15 protein-coding genes are annotated in these 17663 nt (G+C 31.5%); 3 read left to right on the top strand and 12 right to left on the bottom strand.

Features of this window, described 5'->3' with window-relative positions:
• Positions 1–153: 153 nt before the first annotated feature.
• The 10 genes from ACQRC6_RS07660 to hrcA all read right to left on the bottom strand — a co-directional run bounded on the left by ACQRC6_RS07660 (position 154) and on the right by hrcA (position 9638).
• On the bottom strand, positions 154–1005 hold the full coding sequence (locus tag ACQRC6_RS07660; RefSeq protein ID WP_427848433.1) for a patatin-like phospholipase family protein: 852 nt from the start codon (positions 1003–1005) through the stop codon (positions 154–156).
• A gap of 180 nt (positions 1006–1185) precedes the next feature.
• Positions 1186–1524 carry a histidine triad nucleotide-binding protein gene (locus ACQRC6_RS07655; RefSeq protein WP_320850059.1) on the bottom strand — a complete coding sequence of 113 codons (339 nt, stop codon included), beginning with the start codon at positions 1522–1524 and terminating at the stop codon, positions 1186–1188.
• Between the two features lie 2 nt (positions 1525–1526).
• Positions 1527–1910, bottom strand: coding sequence for a DUF1284 domain-containing protein (locus tag ACQRC6_RS07650; protein ID WP_427848432.1), 384 nt, complete (start codon positions 1908–1910; stop codon positions 1527–1529).
• Positions 1911–3209 carry a tRNA (N(6)-L-threonylcarbamoyladenosine(37)-C(2))-methylthiotransferase MtaB gene (mtaB, locus tag ACQRC6_RS07645; RefSeq protein WP_427848431.1) on the bottom strand — a complete coding sequence of 433 codons (1299 nt, stop codon included), beginning with the start codon at positions 3207–3209 and terminating at the stop codon, positions 1911–1913.
• The gene (locus tag ACQRC6_RS07640; protein ID WP_427848430.1) at positions 3209–3898 is read right to left on the bottom strand and encodes an RsmE family RNA methyltransferase; all 690 of its coding nucleotides are present in this window, start codon (positions 3896–3898) and stop codon (positions 3209–3211) included. Before ACQRC6_RS07640 ends, mtaB begins: the two co-directional genes overlap by 1 nt.
• Entirely contained in the window at positions 3891–4793 is a 903-nt protein-coding gene (gene prmA / locus ACQRC6_RS07635) for a 50S ribosomal protein L11 methyltransferase (RefSeq protein WP_427848429.1), read from the bottom strand. Before prmA ends, ACQRC6_RS07640 begins: the two co-directional genes overlap by 8 nt.
• Before the next feature lie 74 nt (positions 4794–4867).
• A complete protein-coding gene (gene dnaJ, locus ACQRC6_RS07630; RefSeq protein WP_427848428.1) occupies positions 4868–5998 on the bottom strand; it encodes a molecular chaperone DnaJ in 1131 nt (376 codons plus the stop codon).
• A gap of 162 nt (positions 5999–6160) precedes the next feature.
• Positions 6161–7993: a molecular chaperone DnaK gene (gene dnaK, locus ACQRC6_RS07625; protein ID WP_427848427.1), complete on the bottom strand. Its 1833-nt coding sequence runs from the start codon at positions 7991–7993 to the stop codon at positions 6161–6163.
• A 26-nt stretch (positions 7994–8019) separates the two neighbouring features.
• Positions 8020–8607: a nucleotide exchange factor GrpE gene (grpE, locus tag ACQRC6_RS07620; protein WP_427848426.1), complete on the bottom strand. Its 588-nt coding sequence runs from the start codon at positions 8605–8607 to the stop codon at positions 8020–8022.
• 8 nt (positions 8608–8615) lie between these two features.
• Entirely contained in the window at positions 8616–9638 is a 1023-nt protein-coding gene (gene hrcA / locus ACQRC6_RS07615) for a heat-inducible transcriptional repressor HrcA (protein WP_427848425.1), read from the bottom strand.
• Between the two features lie 202 nt (positions 9639–9840).
• Here hrcA and lepB point away from each other — a divergent pair, with 202 nt between their 5' ends.
• Genes lepB through hemW form a run of 3 tightly spaced genes read left to right on the top strand, consistent with a single transcriptional unit; the run spans position 9841 to position 13334 of the window.
• Positions 9841–10365 carry a signal peptidase I gene (gene lepB / locus ACQRC6_RS07610; protein ID WP_427848424.1) on the top strand — a complete coding sequence of 175 codons (525 nt, stop codon included), beginning with the start codon at positions 9841–9843 and terminating at the stop codon, positions 10363–10365.
• 31 nt (positions 10366–10396) lie between these two features.
• Positions 10397–12208 carry a translation elongation factor 4 gene (gene lepA / locus ACQRC6_RS07605; RefSeq protein WP_293559657.1) on the top strand — a complete coding sequence of 604 codons (1812 nt, stop codon included), beginning with the start codon at positions 10397–10399 and terminating at the stop codon, positions 12206–12208.
• Complete coding sequence (gene hemW, locus ACQRC6_RS07600) at positions 12195–13334, top strand: radical SAM family heme chaperone HemW (RefSeq protein ID WP_427848423.1); 1140 nt, start codon at positions 12195–12197, stop codon at positions 13332–13334. Before lepA ends, hemW begins: the two co-directional genes overlap by 14 nt.
• A gap of 781 nt (positions 13335–14115) precedes the next feature.
• Here the strand turns inward: hemW and ACQRC6_RS07595 are convergent.
• Positions 14116–15852 (bottom strand): ABC transporter ATP-binding protein, encoded by a 1737-nt coding sequence (locus tag ACQRC6_RS07595; RefSeq protein WP_427848422.1) that lies wholly within the window; start codon positions 15850–15852, stop codon positions 14116–14118.
• On the bottom strand, positions 15845–17566 hold the full coding sequence (locus tag ACQRC6_RS07590) for an ABC transporter ATP-binding protein (RefSeq protein WP_427848421.1): 1722 nt from the start codon (positions 17564–17566) through the stop codon (positions 15845–15847). The genes ACQRC6_RS07595 and ACQRC6_RS07590 overlap by 8 nt, the downstream gene beginning before the upstream one ends.
• Positions 17567–17663 lie beyond the last annotated feature (97 nt).

Here is a 17663-nt window from a genome sequence, read left to right as displayed (position 1 = left end):
ATGGAAACAAAAGAAATTAATGCAACTATTTGAATTTTTCTAAATCTTCTTTTAACATTTTCATCTTTTTCGTTAAAATTTTTATTGTTTTTTATATTATTGTCTCTAATAGAATATATTTTTGACTTGAATTTCCCCATAATAATTATCAACTCAATTTCTATTAATATTTTCTAAAGTAAGAATATTTTTTGCATCTCTTCTACCCATTTCATATAAATTTTCTAGCTGTGCGTGATCCTGTGTCAAAGTTTTTAAATTTCCAATATATTCTGGAGCGACAATTATAACTTTATTCTCATTCTTCAGTTCAATTGCCTCTTTCAAACTTTCGTTATAGACATAAGCCCTTTTTGCTAAAACTTTTGCAGCTACTGGATAATTTTTTTTCAAAATTCTGACAAGTTTTTTATCCTTTCTTGCTTTTCTAAAATAATCTCTTGGTCTTGTTAGAACTATGATTACTTTGTCACATCCTGCATCAAAGGCTCTTTTAAAGGGAATGGGATCGCTTAATCCTCCATCAAAATATGGAATTCCCTTTATTTCATAGGGTTCACAAAGAACTGGCACACAACAAGACGCCTTTATTGGATCATAATTATCTATTGTAAGATCGCTTTTGCTAAAATATTTTGCTTTTCCAGTACTAGCATCTGTTGCAACTATCTCGAAGTCCATTGGATTTTCCTTTAGTGTTTTGTAATCTAGTGGATATTCCCCATTAGAACTGCTTAATTCTGAATAGATATAATCTAAATCGATGTATGATCCAGTCCTTAGATAATTTTTAAAACTCATGTATTCTTTTCGAAAGGCATAATTATTGTAAAATACAAAATTTCTCCTAGGTTGCTTTGCAATAAAGGAAGCACCATTAGCAGCACCTGCTGACACTCCAATAAAATAATCTCCGCCAATGTTTTCTTCCATCAAATAATCAAAAACTCCTGCACCATAAATTCCTCGAGTTCCACCGCCTACATCTACAAATCCTAACTTCATAATTCATCTTCTTTCTTTATGTATTAAAAATTTTATTATTTTTATATATAGTATATAATATATTTATTATATTTGGTATTGTCAAAGACATAAGGATGTTTATATACTTTAAAACTAATTAAGTCTTTGAAAAAATGCTACAAGTAAAACTCATAGCATAATCTCTCTTATATTTAATTATTAGCCCGGTGGCCACTGTAAACTTCGTCCACCTAGTACGTGAAAATGAAGATGATCTACACTTTGACCTCCATCTTCTTTGCAATTATTTACAATTCTGTAGCCCTTAGTAAGTCCTTCTTCAGCACAAATTTTTTTTGCAACTAAAAATACATGGCCTATTAATTCCTTGTGTCTTTCCTCAAGTTCATCTGCTGATGCAATATGTTCCTTTGGCACAATTAAAAAATGCGTTGGAGCTTGCGGGTCTATGTCTCTAAAAGCATACACAAGATCATCTTCATAAATTTTGTCTGAAGGAATCTCTCCATTTATTATTTTACAAAATAAACAGTCCATTACTACCTCCTTATAGCTTCAACTTCTTTGCAAAGTTCATTCCACTGACAATCTTTGCAAATTTCCTCTCGTCTATCTTTACTAAATATTATATCACAGGTTAAAGTTCTAATGTCATTCCAAAAATATTTTTCATCTGAGCTTAAATTTAAAATTTTTAAAACTTTCTCATCATAGTTCTTTACTTTTTCATTGCTTTTACAGTAATCTCCAAGATTTTCAAGGCAGTGTTTACAAATATCATCTAAGTCTTTTATTAATTTTACCTCTGAATTTTCCCTTAATTTTTTTATAACTTCACTCATGTTTTTTGAAAAGTCTTCGCTATAACCTTTGTTCACAAAGTTTTCTGTGCAAAGTAAATGATGCGCCCTTATTTTTAACATTTAATCACCAATAATTTCACAATTTGCAATTTCACCAGTGTCTAAAATTTTTACATTTTTTATTTTATTTTTTAAATTCACATTACTTTTTGTCTTAACTCTAATGTAATTTGTTGTGTAACCATAATACTCTCCATCGTGTTCTTCTTCAAATAAAACTGACTGATAATTTTTCATATTTTCCCTTTCAAAAATTTCTTGATACTTTTCTCCAAGAGCAATTAATTTTTCTGACCTTTCTTTTTTTACATTGCCATCAATTTGGTTTGGCATTACAGCTGCCTTTGTATTCTTTCTCTTAGAATATTTGAAAACGTGAATTCTTGAAAACCCGACTTCCCTTACTATATTCATAGAATCCTCAAAGTCTTTTTCGCTCTCACCAGGAAATCCCACAATTATGTCAGTAGTAAGACCTGCATTTGGCATATATTCTCTAATAATATTTGCTTTCTCAATATAATCTTCTCTAGTATATCTTCTGTTCATTGCACTTAGGATATTATTTGATCCACTTTGCAAGGACAAGTGAAAGTGATCACAAAGCTTTCCAGTCTTTACTGCCCTTTTCATAAAATCGTGTGAAATAATTATTGGCTCAACAGATGAAAGTCTTATCCTCTCAAATCCATCAACTTCTGCAATACTTTCTATTAAATCTATTAACCTAATATCGCCAATATCCATGCCAAAGGATCCAATATGAATTCCCGTCAAGACAATTTCTTTAAAGCCACGATTAGCAAGTGTCTTTGCTTCTCTCACTGAATCTTCAATTGTTCTAGACCTAATTGGGCCTCTCGCAAAGGGAATTATACAATAAGTGCAAAATCTATTGCATCCATCTTGTACCTTCATGTAGGCACGAGTTCTGTTGTTGCTGTCAAAGTTTGTAGTATTTGCAAATTCACGAATATTTTTTAAATCCTTTACAATATTTATTTTTTTATGAGATTCCCTAGACTCTTCTATTAAATCAACAATTTTATCTCTTTCAGTAGTTCCAATTACTACATCTACACCATCAATATTTTTAACTTCTTCTGGGCTTACTTGTGAATAACAGCCCACAACTGCAATTACAGAGTCTGGATTTTTCTTTTTTGATTTTCTAATAAATTGTCTTGATTTTCTATCTGATAAATTTGTAACTGTGCAAGTATTTACAATGTACACATCGCTAAATTCATCATTATCAACTTGTTTATAGCCTCTCTTTTCAAAAATTTCGCTCATAGCTTCTGATTCATATTGATTTACTTTACAGCCAAGAGTTAAAATTGAAAAAGTTTTTTCCATTACTCACACTCCTTCGCGTGTATTATATAAAAAGATGCAGTGATTGCAGCTGTCTCTGCTCTCAAAATTCTCTTTCCAAGACCAACTTTTTTTGCTTCCTTTAAAACTTTAAGTTCTCTATCCGATATTCCGCCTTCAGGTCCAATTACAAGTCCTATATTGTCGCCTAAATTTGATATAATTTCTCTAAGCTGATTTTTATTTTCATCTTCATAGCAAAGGACTATATCGCCCTTAAAATTTAAAATATCATCAGTCTTTATTATATCGTGGACTATTGGGATAATATCTCTCTTAGATTGTTTTGCCGCAGACTCCACAATTTTTTGAAATCTTTCTTTTTTCTTGTCTACTTTTTTTGAAAGGTCAGAAATTGTCCTATCCATTAAAACTGGATAAAAATCGCAAACCCCTATTTCTGTTGCGTGACGCAAGACATCTTCTGATTTATTATTTTTTAAAACACCAAAAAATAAAGAAAGTCTTACTTTTGATTCATTTGAATCTTCTACCCTGCCAATTTTTTTTATTTTTTCATCAAAATATGCAAAGGAAAAAATTCCATCTTCAAATACAACTTGAAACTCTTCACCGTCATTAATTCTAATTACATTTTTTAGATGATGCAGAGTTTCCTCCTTTAAATTTGTATTTCCTTCAAATTTTCTATCCTCAAAAAATCTATACATTTAATTTTCCCACAATGGCAACCCAGTCATTTTTTTCAATTTCATCTACTATTTCAAATCCATTGTCCTTTAGAGCATCAATTACCATTTGTCTTCTTTCTTTAATAATTCCTGAAGTTATAAAAATTCCGCCATTATCCATGTGGTTTTTCAAATTTTTAATTTCATCTACAATTATTTCTGCAATTATATTTGAAACAATTAAATCTGCTCTTCCCTTTACAATGTCGAGAAGATTTCCCTTTTTGATTTCCATTTTATCTTCTACATTATTTAATTTTGCATTTTCATAAGATGCTTGAATGCACTTCTCGTCAATGTCTATGGCGAGGGCTTTTTTTGCTCCAAGTTTAAGTGCTGCAATTGCAAGTATGCCAGAACCACATCCAATGTCAAAAATTTCGTCATCTTCACGCACATATTTTTCCAAAAGTTCAAGACACATATAAGTGGACTCGTGAGTTCCAGTGCCAAATGCCATTCCTGGATTTATTTTTATAATTTTTCTTTCACTTTCATACTCTTCCCATTCAGGGACTACTGCTAAGCTTTCTCCGATTTCAAGAGGTTTGTAATATTTTTTCCAATTATTAGCCCAATCCTCGTCGTCTTTTTCTTCTATTGTCAAGCTTCCTAAATTTTTATCTTCAATTTCTGTTTTTATTTTTTTAGCATCTTCTAAATTTTCTGGATAAACTTTTATTTCAAAAATTTTTTTATCTGAATTAAAAAGAGGATAATCTATAAAATCCCAATCTTTATCATCTTGGTCAAGCTCCTCAAATAAATCACTGGAAACTTCTTCACAGTTATAAATTCCATAGTCAAAAAGAATGCCTTCTATTAAATCTTTTTTATCCTTTGAAGTATCTATTGTCATTTCAATGTATTTCAATCTAATCACCTGAATTCATTATATATTACCTTAAATTTTTATACAATTTAAAAAATGCGAATCAGTGATCCGCATTAGTCAAATAAATCCTTTAACTTGTCTAAAAATGATTTTTTATTTTCTTCAACTTCTGGCTCAGTTTCTCTTAATTCTTCCAAAAGTTTTCTCTGCTCATCAGATACTTTCTTTGGAATAATAATATTAACTTTGAAGAATAAATCTCCTCTTTGATTTTCCCTATTTACATAGGGAACACCTTCGCCCTTTAGTCTAAAAACAGTTCCACCAGTTGTGCCCTTAGGTATATCATAATCTACTATTTTTTTAAGTGTTGGAACTTTTATCTTTGCTCCAAGGACAGCATCTGGATAGGAAATTGGAATGTCAAGATAAATGTCATTGCCTTCTCTTTTGAAAACTGCATCAGATCTTACTCTAATGTAGACAAAGACATCTCCATTTTCTCCCCCATTTTCACCAACAGAACCCTGACCTCTTAGCGAAATAATATTGCCAGTGTCTACACCCTTAGGAATATTTACTTTTAATTTTTTGCTCTTTAAGACTGTACCTTTGCCTCCACATTTTTTACATGGCTTCTCTATAACTTCGCCAGTTCCATTACACTTGTCACATGATGAAGTCCTAACAAATCTACCAAAGGGTGTGTTTTGTTCTGAAGTTACTTGACCAGTTCCATTGCACTTGTCGCACTTGTGCTTTTCTGTTCCCGGTTCCATTTTAGTTCCATTACAATGTTCACACTTTTCTTTTACCTTTACAGTAATTTCTTTTTCAACGCCAAAAATTGCTTCAAAAAAATCCAAAGTTACATCCACTCTAGTGTCTGGTCCCTTCTTTGGTATGTCCCTTCTATTTGTATATTCATATCTATTGGATCTTGAACCTCCAAAAATATCAAAAATATCGTCAAAAATATCAGAAAATCCTCCAAAACCACTAGTTCCAGAGCTTCCAACATTGCCCTTTAAACCCTCTTCTCCATAGACATCGTAAATCTGCCTTTTTTCGTCATCAGAAAGAACCTCATAGGCATAAGAAATTTCTTTGAACTTTGCCTCTGCAATTTCGTCTCCTGGATTTAGATCTGGATGATATTTTTTTGCGAGTTTTTTATAAGATTTCTTTAATTCCTCTTTGGTTGCATTTTTTTTAACTTCAAGAATTTCATAAAAATTTCTCATCTTCCACCTCATTAGTTTTCCATTCTAATATAAAGTCTTGAAAAAATAAAGTTTATTTTAAAATTTGCTAAAAATCTATAAATTAATTATCAAAAATAAAATAAATTAATTTTTAAACATAAAAAAAGTTGCAGCCTAAACTGCAACAATTCTATTTAATTATTATTCTTCGTCATCATCTACAACTTCATAGTCTGCATCAACTACATCATCATCATTTTTTGCTTCAGATGATCCTGAGCCAGCTTGTCCTTGTGCACCTTGTTGTTTATAAATTTCTTCAGAGATTGCATAGAAAGCTTGAGTTAACTCTTCAGTCTTAGACTTAATTGCTTCAAGATCCTCGCCATCTTTTACGTCTTTAAGGTTCTTAATTGCATCTTCAATCTTAGTCTTATCAGCATCTGAAATTTTTCCTTCAACATCTTTTAATGTGTTTTCAGATTGATAGATCATTGAGTCAGCATTATTCTTTGCTTCAATTAATTCCTTCTTCTTAGCATCTTCTTGCGCATACATTTCAGCTTCCTTAACCTTCTTTTCGATTTCTTCTTCATTTAGGTTAGTAGAAGATGTAATTGTGATGTGTTGTTCCTTACCTGTACCAAGGTCTTTAGCGCTTACATTTACAATTCCATTTGCGTCGATGTCAAATGTAACTTCGATTTGTGGCACTCCCCTTCTTGCTGGTGCAATACCATCAAGTGTAAATCTACCAAGAGTTACATTGTCCTTAGCCATTTGTCTTTCACCTTGAAGTACGTGAATTTCTACAGAAGTTTGATTATCTGCTGCAGTTGTAAATACTTGTGACTTCTTAGTTGGAATAGTTGTATTTCTTTCAATAAGTCTTGTAGTAATATTACCCATAGTTTCAATTCCAAGAGATAGTGGTGTTACGTCAAGCAATAATAAATCTTTTACATCACCTGATAGAACTCCACCTTGAATTGCTGCACCAAGAGCAACACATTCATCTGGGTTGATATCCTTTTGTGGTTGTTTTCCAGTTAATTTTTTAATGCATTCTTGTACTGCAGGTATTCTTGTTGAACCTCCAACTAAAAGAACTTTATCTATATCATTTGCAGTAAGTCCTGCATCTGATAATGCATCCTTAACAGGTCCTTCAGTCATTTTTACAAGATCAGCTGTAAGTTCATCAAATTTAGCACGAGTTAAGTCCATATTTAAGTGAAGTGGACCAGCTTGTGATGCTGTAATAAATGGAAGATTGATATTAGTTGACAATGTAGAAGAAAGCTCCTTCTTAGCTTTTTCAGCAGCTTCTTTAAGTCTTTGAAGACTCATCTTGTCAGCCTTTAAGTCAATACCATTTTCTTTTTTAAATTCTTCAGCAATATAATCGATAACTCTGTTGTCAAAGTCATCTCCACCTAATTTGTTATTACCACGAGTTGCGTGTACTTCAAATACTCCATCAGAAAGTTCAAGGATTGAAACGTCGAAAGTACCACCGCCAAGGTCATAAACCATTACAGTTTGTGCTTCAGTGTCCTTATCTTCTCCATAAGCAAGAGCAGCTGCAGTTGGTTCATTTACAATTCTTTTAACATCAAGACCTGCGATTTTACCTGCATCCTTAGTTGCTTGTCTTTGAGCATCTGTGAAGTAAGCTGGAACAGTGATAACTGCTTCAGTAATTTTTTCTCCAAGATAAGATTCTGCATCAGATTTTAATTTTTGTAAAATCATAGCTGAGATATCTTGTGGTGTATAAGTTTTTGAATCTATTTTTACGTTAAAGTCAGAACCCATGTGTCTTTTGATAGAAGATATAGTTCTGTCAGGGTTTGTAATAGCTTGTCTTTTAGCAGTTTCTCCTACTAATCTTTCTCCATCTTTAGTAAAAGCTACAACAGAAGGTGTAGTTCTATTACCTTCGATGTTTGGAATTATTACAGCGTCTCCTCCTTCCATTACTGCTACTGCAGAGTTAGTTGTTCCTAAATCAATACCAATTATTTTTCCCATAATATATTTCCTCCTAAATAAATCACTTATTGTGAAACTTTGACCATTGCAGGTCTTAGCGTTTTGTCATTAATTAAATAACCTTTTTGTAAAACTTCAATTACGTAGCCACTGTCGTATTTATCAGAATCTTCAGTGAGCACTGCGTGGTGATACAATGGGTCGAATTCTTCGCCCAGAGCTTTCATTTCAACTATACCTTCTTTTTTAAGTACCTCAGTAAGTTGATCCTTTATCATCATAATCCCGTCATAAGTTGAATCCCTTTCACCAATAGAATCCAATGCTCTTTCAAAATTGTCAATGACAGGAAGTAAGTCGTTTACGACCTTTTTAACTCCTAGCTCAATATATTCAGTCTTTTGATCCTCAGTTCTTCTCTTATAATTTGCAAAATCAGCTTGAAGTCTCATAAACTTATCAGTTAGTGCTTGATACTTTTCATCATCGCTTACCTCATCTGTAACTTCTTCTGAATTTTCTTCTGTATTTACATCATTGTTAATTTTCTCACTGTCTTTATTTACATTATCTTTATTTTCATTATCTATATTTTTATTTTCATCAATAATTTCTTCTTGAATATCTTCTTTTTTTATATCATCATTTGTCATGTACTCCCTCACATTTCTTTTAATCCTTTAGTAAGTGCATCGCTAAAAATTTTAACGAGCTTTACTAATCTCATATAGTCAATCCTAACTGGTCCAATAATTCCAAAGCTTCCATAGATGCCATAATCCTTGGCAAAGGGTGCTCTAATAATAGTATTTTCTTTCATTAGACTTGCACTGTTTTCTGAACCAATTATTACCTCCACATCTCCTGTAAAGTTATCATCTTTTAAGATTTGAAATAAACTGTCTCTATCCTCAACTAAACTCATAAAATTTTTAGCCTTGTCAAGATCCCTATATTCGTCAAAATTCAAAATATTAGTGAGACCATCATAATAAATTTCAATGGATGAGACCTTTTTATTAAATTTGCTTGCAATTTTTATAACATTGGAAATAAAATTCCCATATCTAATCATATTATCAGAAAGAGAAATTTTAAGTGATTCAATTTTGTCAAAATCAATTCCCGACATTTTTTCATTTAAAACTTTCTCAATATAATAAAAATCTTCATCTGGGATATTTTCTATTTCTAAAAAATATCTTTCTATTACTCCCTTGTCCCCTATTAAAACTAATAGCACTGTATTTTCATCAATTTTTACAAGAGTAAGTCTTTTTATTTTTGTATCAGCCTTTTGTGGTGTAATTAAGTATGCTGTGCAATTGCTGATATTGGCGAGCAAATTAACAGAATTTTTATAAAAATCTTCTAAATTTCTAGAAGTATATAAAAGTCTATCTTTGATTTTTTGTGAAGCATCTATATCATGAAATTCACTAAAATTATTAAAAATTTCATCAACATAAAATCTATAAGCCTTGTCAGAAGGAATTCGTCCCGCTGACTGATGCGGCTTATTTAAAAAACCAAGATCTTCAAGATCCGCCATTTCATTTCTTATAGTCGCAGAACTAACTCCAAGATTATATTCTTTAGATAAAGTTCGTGACCCGACGGGAGTTGGCATATCGATGTATGCTTCAATTATGGCATTTAAAATATTTATTTTTCTAGCATCCATAATTTCCTCCTTTGTTAGCACTCATCAATGTCGAGTGCTAATCTATTTATATAGTACCCTCTTCTTTCCTCTTTGTCAAGGATTTTTCAAAATTTTTTTATTATTTTTTTCACAAAAGTAAAGAGTTGTTAATTGTAATAAATCAAAAATTTTCCAATCTTCTATATATTTATGTTAAAATTAGTTATTGGAGATGATTTAATTGAAAAAAAATGAAACTTTGTCTTTTATTCTTACAATTGTTGCTGCAGTTTTAATTGCACTATTTGTTAGGAATTTTATTTTTAATATAGCTGTTGTTAATGGAGAGTCCATGAACCCGACATTAAATGAAAAAGATAAGTTAATTTGTCTTTCTTACAAAAGATTCACTGACATACCTCGAGGCGAAATTGTTGTAATAGACGCACCAAATGACAGTAGAAATTACATTAAAAGACTTATTGGAAAGCCTGGTGATACAATTGAGTTTAAGGAAGGAAAAGTTTATTTGAATGGAAATCTATTAAAAGAAAACTACACTTCAACTGATGTCACAGAATCTGACCAAAAAAGTTTTACACTAAAAGACGATGAATATTTTGTTATGGGAGACAATAGACTGCCGGGCATGAGCATTGACTCAAGATACTTCGGACCAATCGAAAAGAAAAGAATAAAATCAGCTGCAGTTTACAGAATTTTACCTCTTAAAAGTAGAGGGAAAATTGAAACTTTGATAAAATAAAAAATATCCCCTAAAGTATGGAGGTAAAAATTTGAGAAATCAAAATAATATTAGAAATTTTTCAATAATAGCACATATTGACCACGGCAAGTCTACTCTTGCCGATAGACTTATTGAGTCAACTGGTATGCTCACAAAAAGAGAAATGGACGAACAAGTCCTCGACTCCATGGATCTTGAACGTGAGAGAGGAATTACAATTAAATTAAAGGCTATTAGGCTTATATATAAAGATGATAGAGATGGCAAGGAGTACATTTTAAACTTAATCGACACTCCAGGTCATGTTGACTTCAACTACGAAGTTTCTCGTTCCCTTGCAGCCTGTGAAGGTGCCATTGTAGTTGTAGATGCTTCACAAGGCGTTGAAGCACAGACTCTTGCAAATGTATATCTTGCCATTGATCAAGACCTTGAACTTGTGCCAGTAATAAATAAAATTGATTTGCCAAGTGCAAGGCCTGATGAAATAAAGGAAGAAATAGAAGACATTATTGGCATTGATACTGAGGGTATTCCCCTTATTTCTGCAAAGGAAGGTATTGGAATTGACGACGTACTTCACGCAATCGTAGATAAAATTCCTGCACCAAGTGGCGATTACAATGCACCACTTAAAGCACTTATTTTTGACTCAATTTATGACTCTTATAGAGGAGTTATTTGCCACGTTAGAGTTGTCGATGGTTCAGTAAAACCAGGTGATGAAATACTTATGATGGCTACGGGCAAAACTTTTGAAGTAGTTGAAGTTGGTGTAACTTCCAATGGTCATATCCCTCTTGACTCCTTAAACGCAGGCGAAGTTGGTTTTATAACTGCTTCAATTAAAAATGTTAAAGACGCAAGAGTTGGAGACACTATAACATTAAAAAATAATAGAACAAGTGAGCCAATGCCTGGCTATAAAAAAGTTGTGCCAATGGTATTCTGTGGTGTATATCCTGGAGAAGGCGAAGAATACAACAATGTTCGCGATGCCTTGGAAAAACTACAAGTAAATGATGCTGCCCTAGATTTTGAAGCAGAAACTTCTGTTGCCCTTGGCTTCGGATTTAGATGTGGTTTTTTGGGACTTCTTCACATGGAAATTATCCAAGAAAGACTAGAAAGAGAATTTAATTTAAATATTGTTACTACTGCTCCATCTGTTATTTACAATGTAATGAAAAAAAATGGCGAGATGATTTCTATTCAAAATCCATCAAACTTGCCTGATCCAACAGAAATTGATTATATGGAAGAACCAATTGTAAAGGCGGAAATTATGACTCCAACAGATTATGTTGGTCAAGTTATGGAACTATGCCAAAATAGACGTGGCGTCTTTAAAGATATGCAATACTTAGAGGAAACTAGAGCACTTATAACTTATCATATGCCTCTAAATGAGGTAATTTATGATTTCTTTGACGCACTTAAATCAAAGACTCGTGGCTATGCTTCCTATGATTACGAATTAATTGGCTATGAAAAATCTAATCTCGTTAAACTTGATATTTTAATTAATGAAGAACTTGTAGATGCTTTCTCACTAATTGTCCACGAATCCAATTCTTACCTTCGTGCGAGAAAAATTTGTGAAAAATTAAAGGATGTAATACCGAGACATCAATTTGCGGTGCCTATTCAAGCTGCAATTGGAAATAAAATTATCGCCAGAGAAACTATTCGTGCACTTAGAAAAGACGTCCTCGCTAAATGTTACGGTGGCGATATTACTAGAAAGAGAAAACTTCTTGAAAAACAAAAGGAAGGAAAGAAGAGAATGCGTACCGTAGGTAATGTTGACATTCCACAAGATGCTTTCTTGTCTGTATTAAAGTACGATGAAGAAAAATAAAATTTCAATTTACATTCATATACCTTTTTGCGAGAGTAGATGTTACTATTGTGACTTCTGCTCTTCTCTTTTAAATAGAGAAAATGAAGAAAAATATTTTCATTATTTGGAAAGAGAAATAAAATTACGAGAAAATATTTTAAAAGAAAGAACTATTGACACCATTTTTATTGGCGGCGGTACTCCCTCTTCTGTGAACGAGAAATTTATCGCAAAAATTTTAAACATTTTAAAAAATTATGATATTAGTGAAAATGCAGAAATTACAATAGAGTCCAATCCCAATTCTCTCACAAGAAGAAAAGCAGAAATCTTTTTTAGTTCTGGAATTAATAGAATTTCTATTGGAGCTCAATCCTTTAACGACGAAATATTAAAAAAGATTGGAAGGATTCATAAATCCGATGATATTTATAAAGCTGTTGAAAATGCAAGAGCTGCAGGATTTACAAATATAAATTTAGATCTAATGCTTGCACTTCCAACACAAAAATTTTCTGATATATTAAAATCAATTGATGAAGTAAAAAAATTAAATCTTCCTCATATTTCTTATTACTCATTGATTTTAGAAGAGGGTACAATTCTTTATAAAGTGCACAAAAAAACTCCTCTCGCCTTTCCTAATGAGCTTGAGGATAGAAAAATGTATCACTATGTAGTAACAGAGCTTGAAAAAATTGGTCTACACCAATATGAAATTTCAAATTTTGCAAAAAGGGGTTTTGAATGCAAACACAATTTAATTTATTGGAAACTAAAGGATTATATTTCCTTTGGGCTAAATGCTTCATCAAATATAAAAAGTTTGAGATACAGAAACTTTTCTGACTTTAAAAATTATTATAATTCAATTGATAAAAATAATTTGCCCATAGAATTTTCTGAAAAATTATCTAAAAATGATAGAATTAATGAATATATAATGTTGGGACTTAGGCTTAATTCAGGAATAAATATAGATGAGTTCAATGAAAAATTTCAAAAGGATTTCCTTAAAGTTTATGAAAGTGAAATAGAAAAAAACATTACTCTTGGACTAATAAACTTTAGTGAAAATAAAATCTATCTCACTGAAAAAGGAAGAGATTTATCAAACCAAGTAGAATTAGATTTTTTTAGATAAAAATAAAAGTTAAACTTAATATTCAAAAAACAAGGTGATATAGATGCTATTTTCATTTACTAAAACGATAACTCGTTTCCTTGAATAGATATCTATAGCTGTGGTTTGATAGTATCTATGGCAGTTACTTGAAAAACTATACAATTGTTAAGTGTATACTTAACATCTATATGAACCATATCCCCTGGATAACTACAGAGCCTTATTTTCTTCTTTTTATTTCTCTTATATATCTTTTTTCTTTTTTGTTTAACTTCATTTTTCTTATTTACCTGCACATGGAGTCATAACTTCTAATGTAACCTTCATCTAAGCACCTACAACAAATATGGGCTAAGCCACTATGCTCTGCTAGCTCATCTTTGGTATGCTGATTGGAATGTGAATATGATCTAATAGATTTTTTTCTAATAGATTCTTAATGCCATCATATCTATTTCACCAATAACTAACATATTGACTTGTTGTCCCATACCTTCTTGCAGCTTCAGCATTATTGTTTTATTTTTAAATCTATTTTATTATTTTATGAAATTATCTAAATTTATATCATATCCAAATCCTGTAATCTTTTTTACGTTAGAGGGATTTTTATATTAAAAATTATCTTTAATTGAATTGTGTCATTAACTAGTATAAAATTAGTTAATGTCAATGTATGTTTTTAATTTTCATCTATACATTGTATCAAAAAAGACGAGTTTTTTATTATCCTCGCCTTTTTTTGGTGTTTTTGCAATAGCCCCATAATAATCTATATTCAAATTCAATTTATATTATATTAATTATTTAATTTCCATGATTCAGCCTTGCTCTTTGCATTAATTAAATCTGAATAAAGTCCATTATTTTTAATAAGTTCATCGTGATTTCCACGCTCTACTATTTCTCCATCTTGTAAAACTAAAATCTGGTCTGCATTTCTAATTGTCTTTAGTATATGGGCAATCATTATCACTGTCTTATCTTTTGTCAAGGACTCTATGGCTTCTTTTAATTTGTCTTCATTTTCCGGGTCGATATTTGCAGTGGCTTCATCAAAAATTATTATAGGTGCATCTTTTAGCATTGCTCTTGCTATGGATATCCTTTGTTTTTCTCCTCCTGAAAGGCTTGCTCCTCCTTCTCCAATGATAGTGTTATATCCCTCTTGAAGACCAACTATAAACTCATGACATCTTGCCTTTTTCGCAGCTTCTACAACTTCCTCATGACTTGCACTTTGTTTGCCAAATTTTATATTATTTTCTATGGTATCTTCAAATAGATAGACATCTTGAAATACCATGGAAATAGACTTCATTAGATTTTCTATTTTATAATTTTTTATATTTTCGCCACCGATTAAAATCTCGCCAGAGTTTACATCCCAAAATCTAGCAATTAAATTACAAAATGTAGTCTTGCCAGATCCAGATGGTCCTACAATAGCAGTCATGGTATTTTCATTTATCTCTGCTGAAACGTTTTTTAAAATGGGTCTGTCATCATAAGAGAAGCTGACATTTTTAAAGACTATATCATGATTTTTTATAGGATCTGTAAGACTTCCTTCTCTCATATCAGGCATAGAGTCGATAAAACCTACAGAATCTATAGCATTTTCGCAAGCTCTTAGGATTGCCATGTTTGATCCTGCCCCGATTAAGCCTTCAAAGATAATAAAGGATGCCATAATCATAAGAATTGTTTCAGCAAGTGGAAGTTCACCAGATAAATTTAATTTTAATGATACATAGACCATAGCTACTGTTGTTATTCCCATTACAATTCTTTGGATAACTGTGTATGGTGCTACAGATTTCTCCAGGTCTAAGAGTATTCTTGATGTATCTTTTATAGACTTTCTTAAGGCTCTGTTATTTTCTCCACCAAGATTATAGGATTTTATAACCTGCATTCCTTGTAAAGTTGCTAATACTTCTTTTGTAAGTCTTGTTTGTGTTTCTGTCATTTTATTTGCATTAGCTGATGATTTTTTCTCCATCATTGATGTTACTATAAAGAATACTATTACACCCACCACTGCAACAAGCCCTACCTTTACATTAAATATTAAAGTTCCAAGGACAAAGACTAAAGTATTTAAAACTCCACCAAGTACAAGAACCAAAAGCATAGGCACCCACATTTCTGCTTGGGAAAGTGAAGATGTAGCAATAGTAGTTAATCTTCCTAATGAAAAGCTTGAAAAGAAACCCATAGGAACTCTTTTAATTTTTTCTCCTATTTCTATTCTCTTGTGAGCTGCCATAAAATATCCAGCGTGTGTTTGTGCCATTTGTGATGATTTTTGTGTCATTATCTTTCCAACAAGGGATATAACTAATATTCCAAGACAAACAAAGATAGCTTTATAGTCTAAAGTTTTAGAGAAAATATTTACTAACATATAGTAAATTGCACCAAACTCAAGAGCATTAAATACTGCGTGCAAAAATCCAGCGAGAATAGATTTCTTAATATTTACCTGTTCTTCTTTTGAAAAATTCCATATCTTTTTAAACACATTAAGCATTTTCTTCACCCCTTAAATTTGCAGCATACATTTCCTTATAAAGTTCTGATGACTTTAATAGTTCTTCATGAGTACCATAAGAATTTAATTTGCCATCTTTAATAACAAATATCCTATCTGCATCAACAATTGTCTTTAACCTATGAGCGATTATGATTAAAGTTTTACCCTTAACTAGATTTGCCAAGGCGTTTTGTATGAGAGCTTCATTTTCAGGATCTATATAAGAAGTTGCTTCATCTAAAATTACGATTGGTGCATTCTTTAGCATGGCACGAGCAATAGATATTCTTTGTCTTTCTCCTCCAGATAGATGACCTCCACCTTCACCAACTCTTGTATCATAACCATTAGATAGATTCATAATAAAATCATGGCAGGCAGATTTTTTACATACCTCTATGATATCTTCATCGGTAGCTTCTTTATTTCCAAGCCTAATATTTTCCTTTATAGTCATATCAAAAAGAAAATTATCTTGGGATACGAAAGAAATTAATGAAGACAAGTTTTCGAGAGACAAATCCTTTGTTTCTACTCCACCGATTTTAATAGAACCTCTATCTACATTCCAAAAACCAGCAATAAGTTTTGCTATTGTGGACTTACCTGACCCAGAAGGTCCAACGAGGGCTGAAACAGAAGATTCTTTTATTTCCATAGAAAGATTATCAATGACTTTCTTTTCTCCATCGTAAGAAAAGTCTACGTCTTGAAGTTCTATATTATAGGATTCTATTTTTTCTCCCTTGTCAATATTTTCTAACTCTCTTGAATCTAAAATTTTTCCTATTTCAGAAGTTATAGTTGATATTCTTGACATATCATCCATATAGTTCATGATTTTTAAAATGCTAGAAACCGTAGCAAAGGATAAGACGATTAAGGTAATTAAATTTCCTAAATCAATACTTCCATTTATATAAAATAAAATCCCAAAGGGTATGATTGTAATAATTCCCACAGGAGAAAGTAATCTACCTATGGCAACCCTATTCATAGATTCACCCATCCAGTTATAATAAAAGCTTGCATTGTCATAAACTGCATCAGCATATTTTTTATAAGATGATTCGCTTTGATTAAATGTCTTTATTACTTCTATCCCATTTATATACTCAACAATGGAATTATTCATATGTTGACCAATGGCAACTGACTTCCCAAACATTTCCTTATAATGAGCATTCATAACAGACATCATTGTAGCCATTCCTACTACAAATGGAATTAGTGATAGCAAAGTCAATCGCCAATCTAAGGTAAACATATAAATAAACAATAGAACAGGTCCTACTAAGTTTGCCGTAAATTCTGGCACAAGGTGGGCAAGTGATGTTTCCATAGAATCAACTTGCTCAACTATAATATTTTTTAATTCTCCAGATGATCTTGATAACACATCTCCCAATGGCATCTTAAATAATTTTTTGGAAATATCATTTCTAATTTCTCCTAATGAATTAAAGGTTGCCGTATGAGAAATACTTGTTGATATTCCTGCTGCCACTTCTTTAATAACAAACGTTATTAAAATACTTATGCAAAGTGGAGTGTATAAGCTTATATCCTTTATGCCATTAATCAAATTTACAATAATTTTTGCCATGTATATATAAGAAAAAAGCCCAGCCACTACTCCAATTATTGCCAGTAAGATTGACATAAAATATGAGCCTTTTCTCTTTTTTACATATTGTTTTATTAGATCCATCAAATCCCCTCCTTAATAAATCTTCGTAATAATAAGATAGGTCTATCCATTCACTACTTTATAGATAGACCTGCCTTAAATTCAAATTATTAACCTA

This window comes from Peptoniphilus sp. SGI.035 (assembly GCF_050315115.1).
Lineage (GTDB): Bacteria > Bacillota > Clostridia > Tissierellales > Peptoniphilaceae > Peptoniphilus_A.
The sequence above is the reverse complement of the archived record's forward strand: the minus strand, read 5'-3'. Positions and strand labels throughout refer to the sequence as shown.

Coding starts and splice junctions, on each gene's coding strand:
- ACQRC6_RS07590 (WP_427848421.1), bottom strand. CDS start 17,566: ATGGATCTAATAAAACAATATGTAAAAAAGAGAAAAGGCTCATATTTT.
- mtaB (WP_427848431.1), bottom strand. CDS start 3,209: ATGGAAAAAACTTTTTCAATTTTAACTCTTGGCTGTAAAGTAAATCAA.
- hrcA (WP_427848425.1), bottom strand. CDS start 9,638: ATGGATGCTAGAAAAATAAATATTTTAAATGCCATAATTGAAGCATAC.
- grpE (WP_427848426.1), bottom strand. CDS start 8,607: ATGACAAATGATGATATAAAAAAAGAAGATATTCAAGAAGAAATTATT.
- ACQRC6_RS07660 (WP_427848433.1), bottom strand. CDS start 1,005: ATGAAGTTAGGATTTGTAGATGTAGGCGGTGGAACTCGAGGAATTTAT.
- ACQRC6_RS07655 (WP_320850059.1), bottom strand. CDS start 1,524: ATGGACTGTTTATTTTGTAAAATAATAAATGGAGAGATTCCTTCAGAC.
- dnaK (WP_427848427.1), bottom strand. CDS start 7,993: ATGGGAAAAATAATTGGTATTGATTTAGGAACAACTAACTCTGCAGTA.
- ACQRC6_RS07640 (WP_427848430.1), bottom strand. CDS start 3,898: ATGTATAGATTTTTTGAGGATAGAAAATTTGAAGGAAATACAAATTTA.
- dnaJ (WP_427848428.1), bottom strand. CDS start 5,998: ATGAGAAATTTTTATGAAATTCTTGAAGTTAAAAAAAATGCAACCAAA.
- ACQRC6_RS07650 (WP_427848432.1), bottom strand. CDS start 1,910: ATGTTAAAAATAAGGGCGCATCATTTACTTTGCACAGAAAACTTTGTG.
- ACQRC6_RS07595 (WP_427848422.1), bottom strand. CDS start 15,852: ATGCTTAATGTGTTTAAAAAGATATGGAATTTTTCAAAAGAAGAACAG.
- hemW (WP_427848423.1), top strand. CDS start 12,195: ATGAAGAAAAATAAAATTTCAATTTACATTCATATACCTTTTTGCGAG.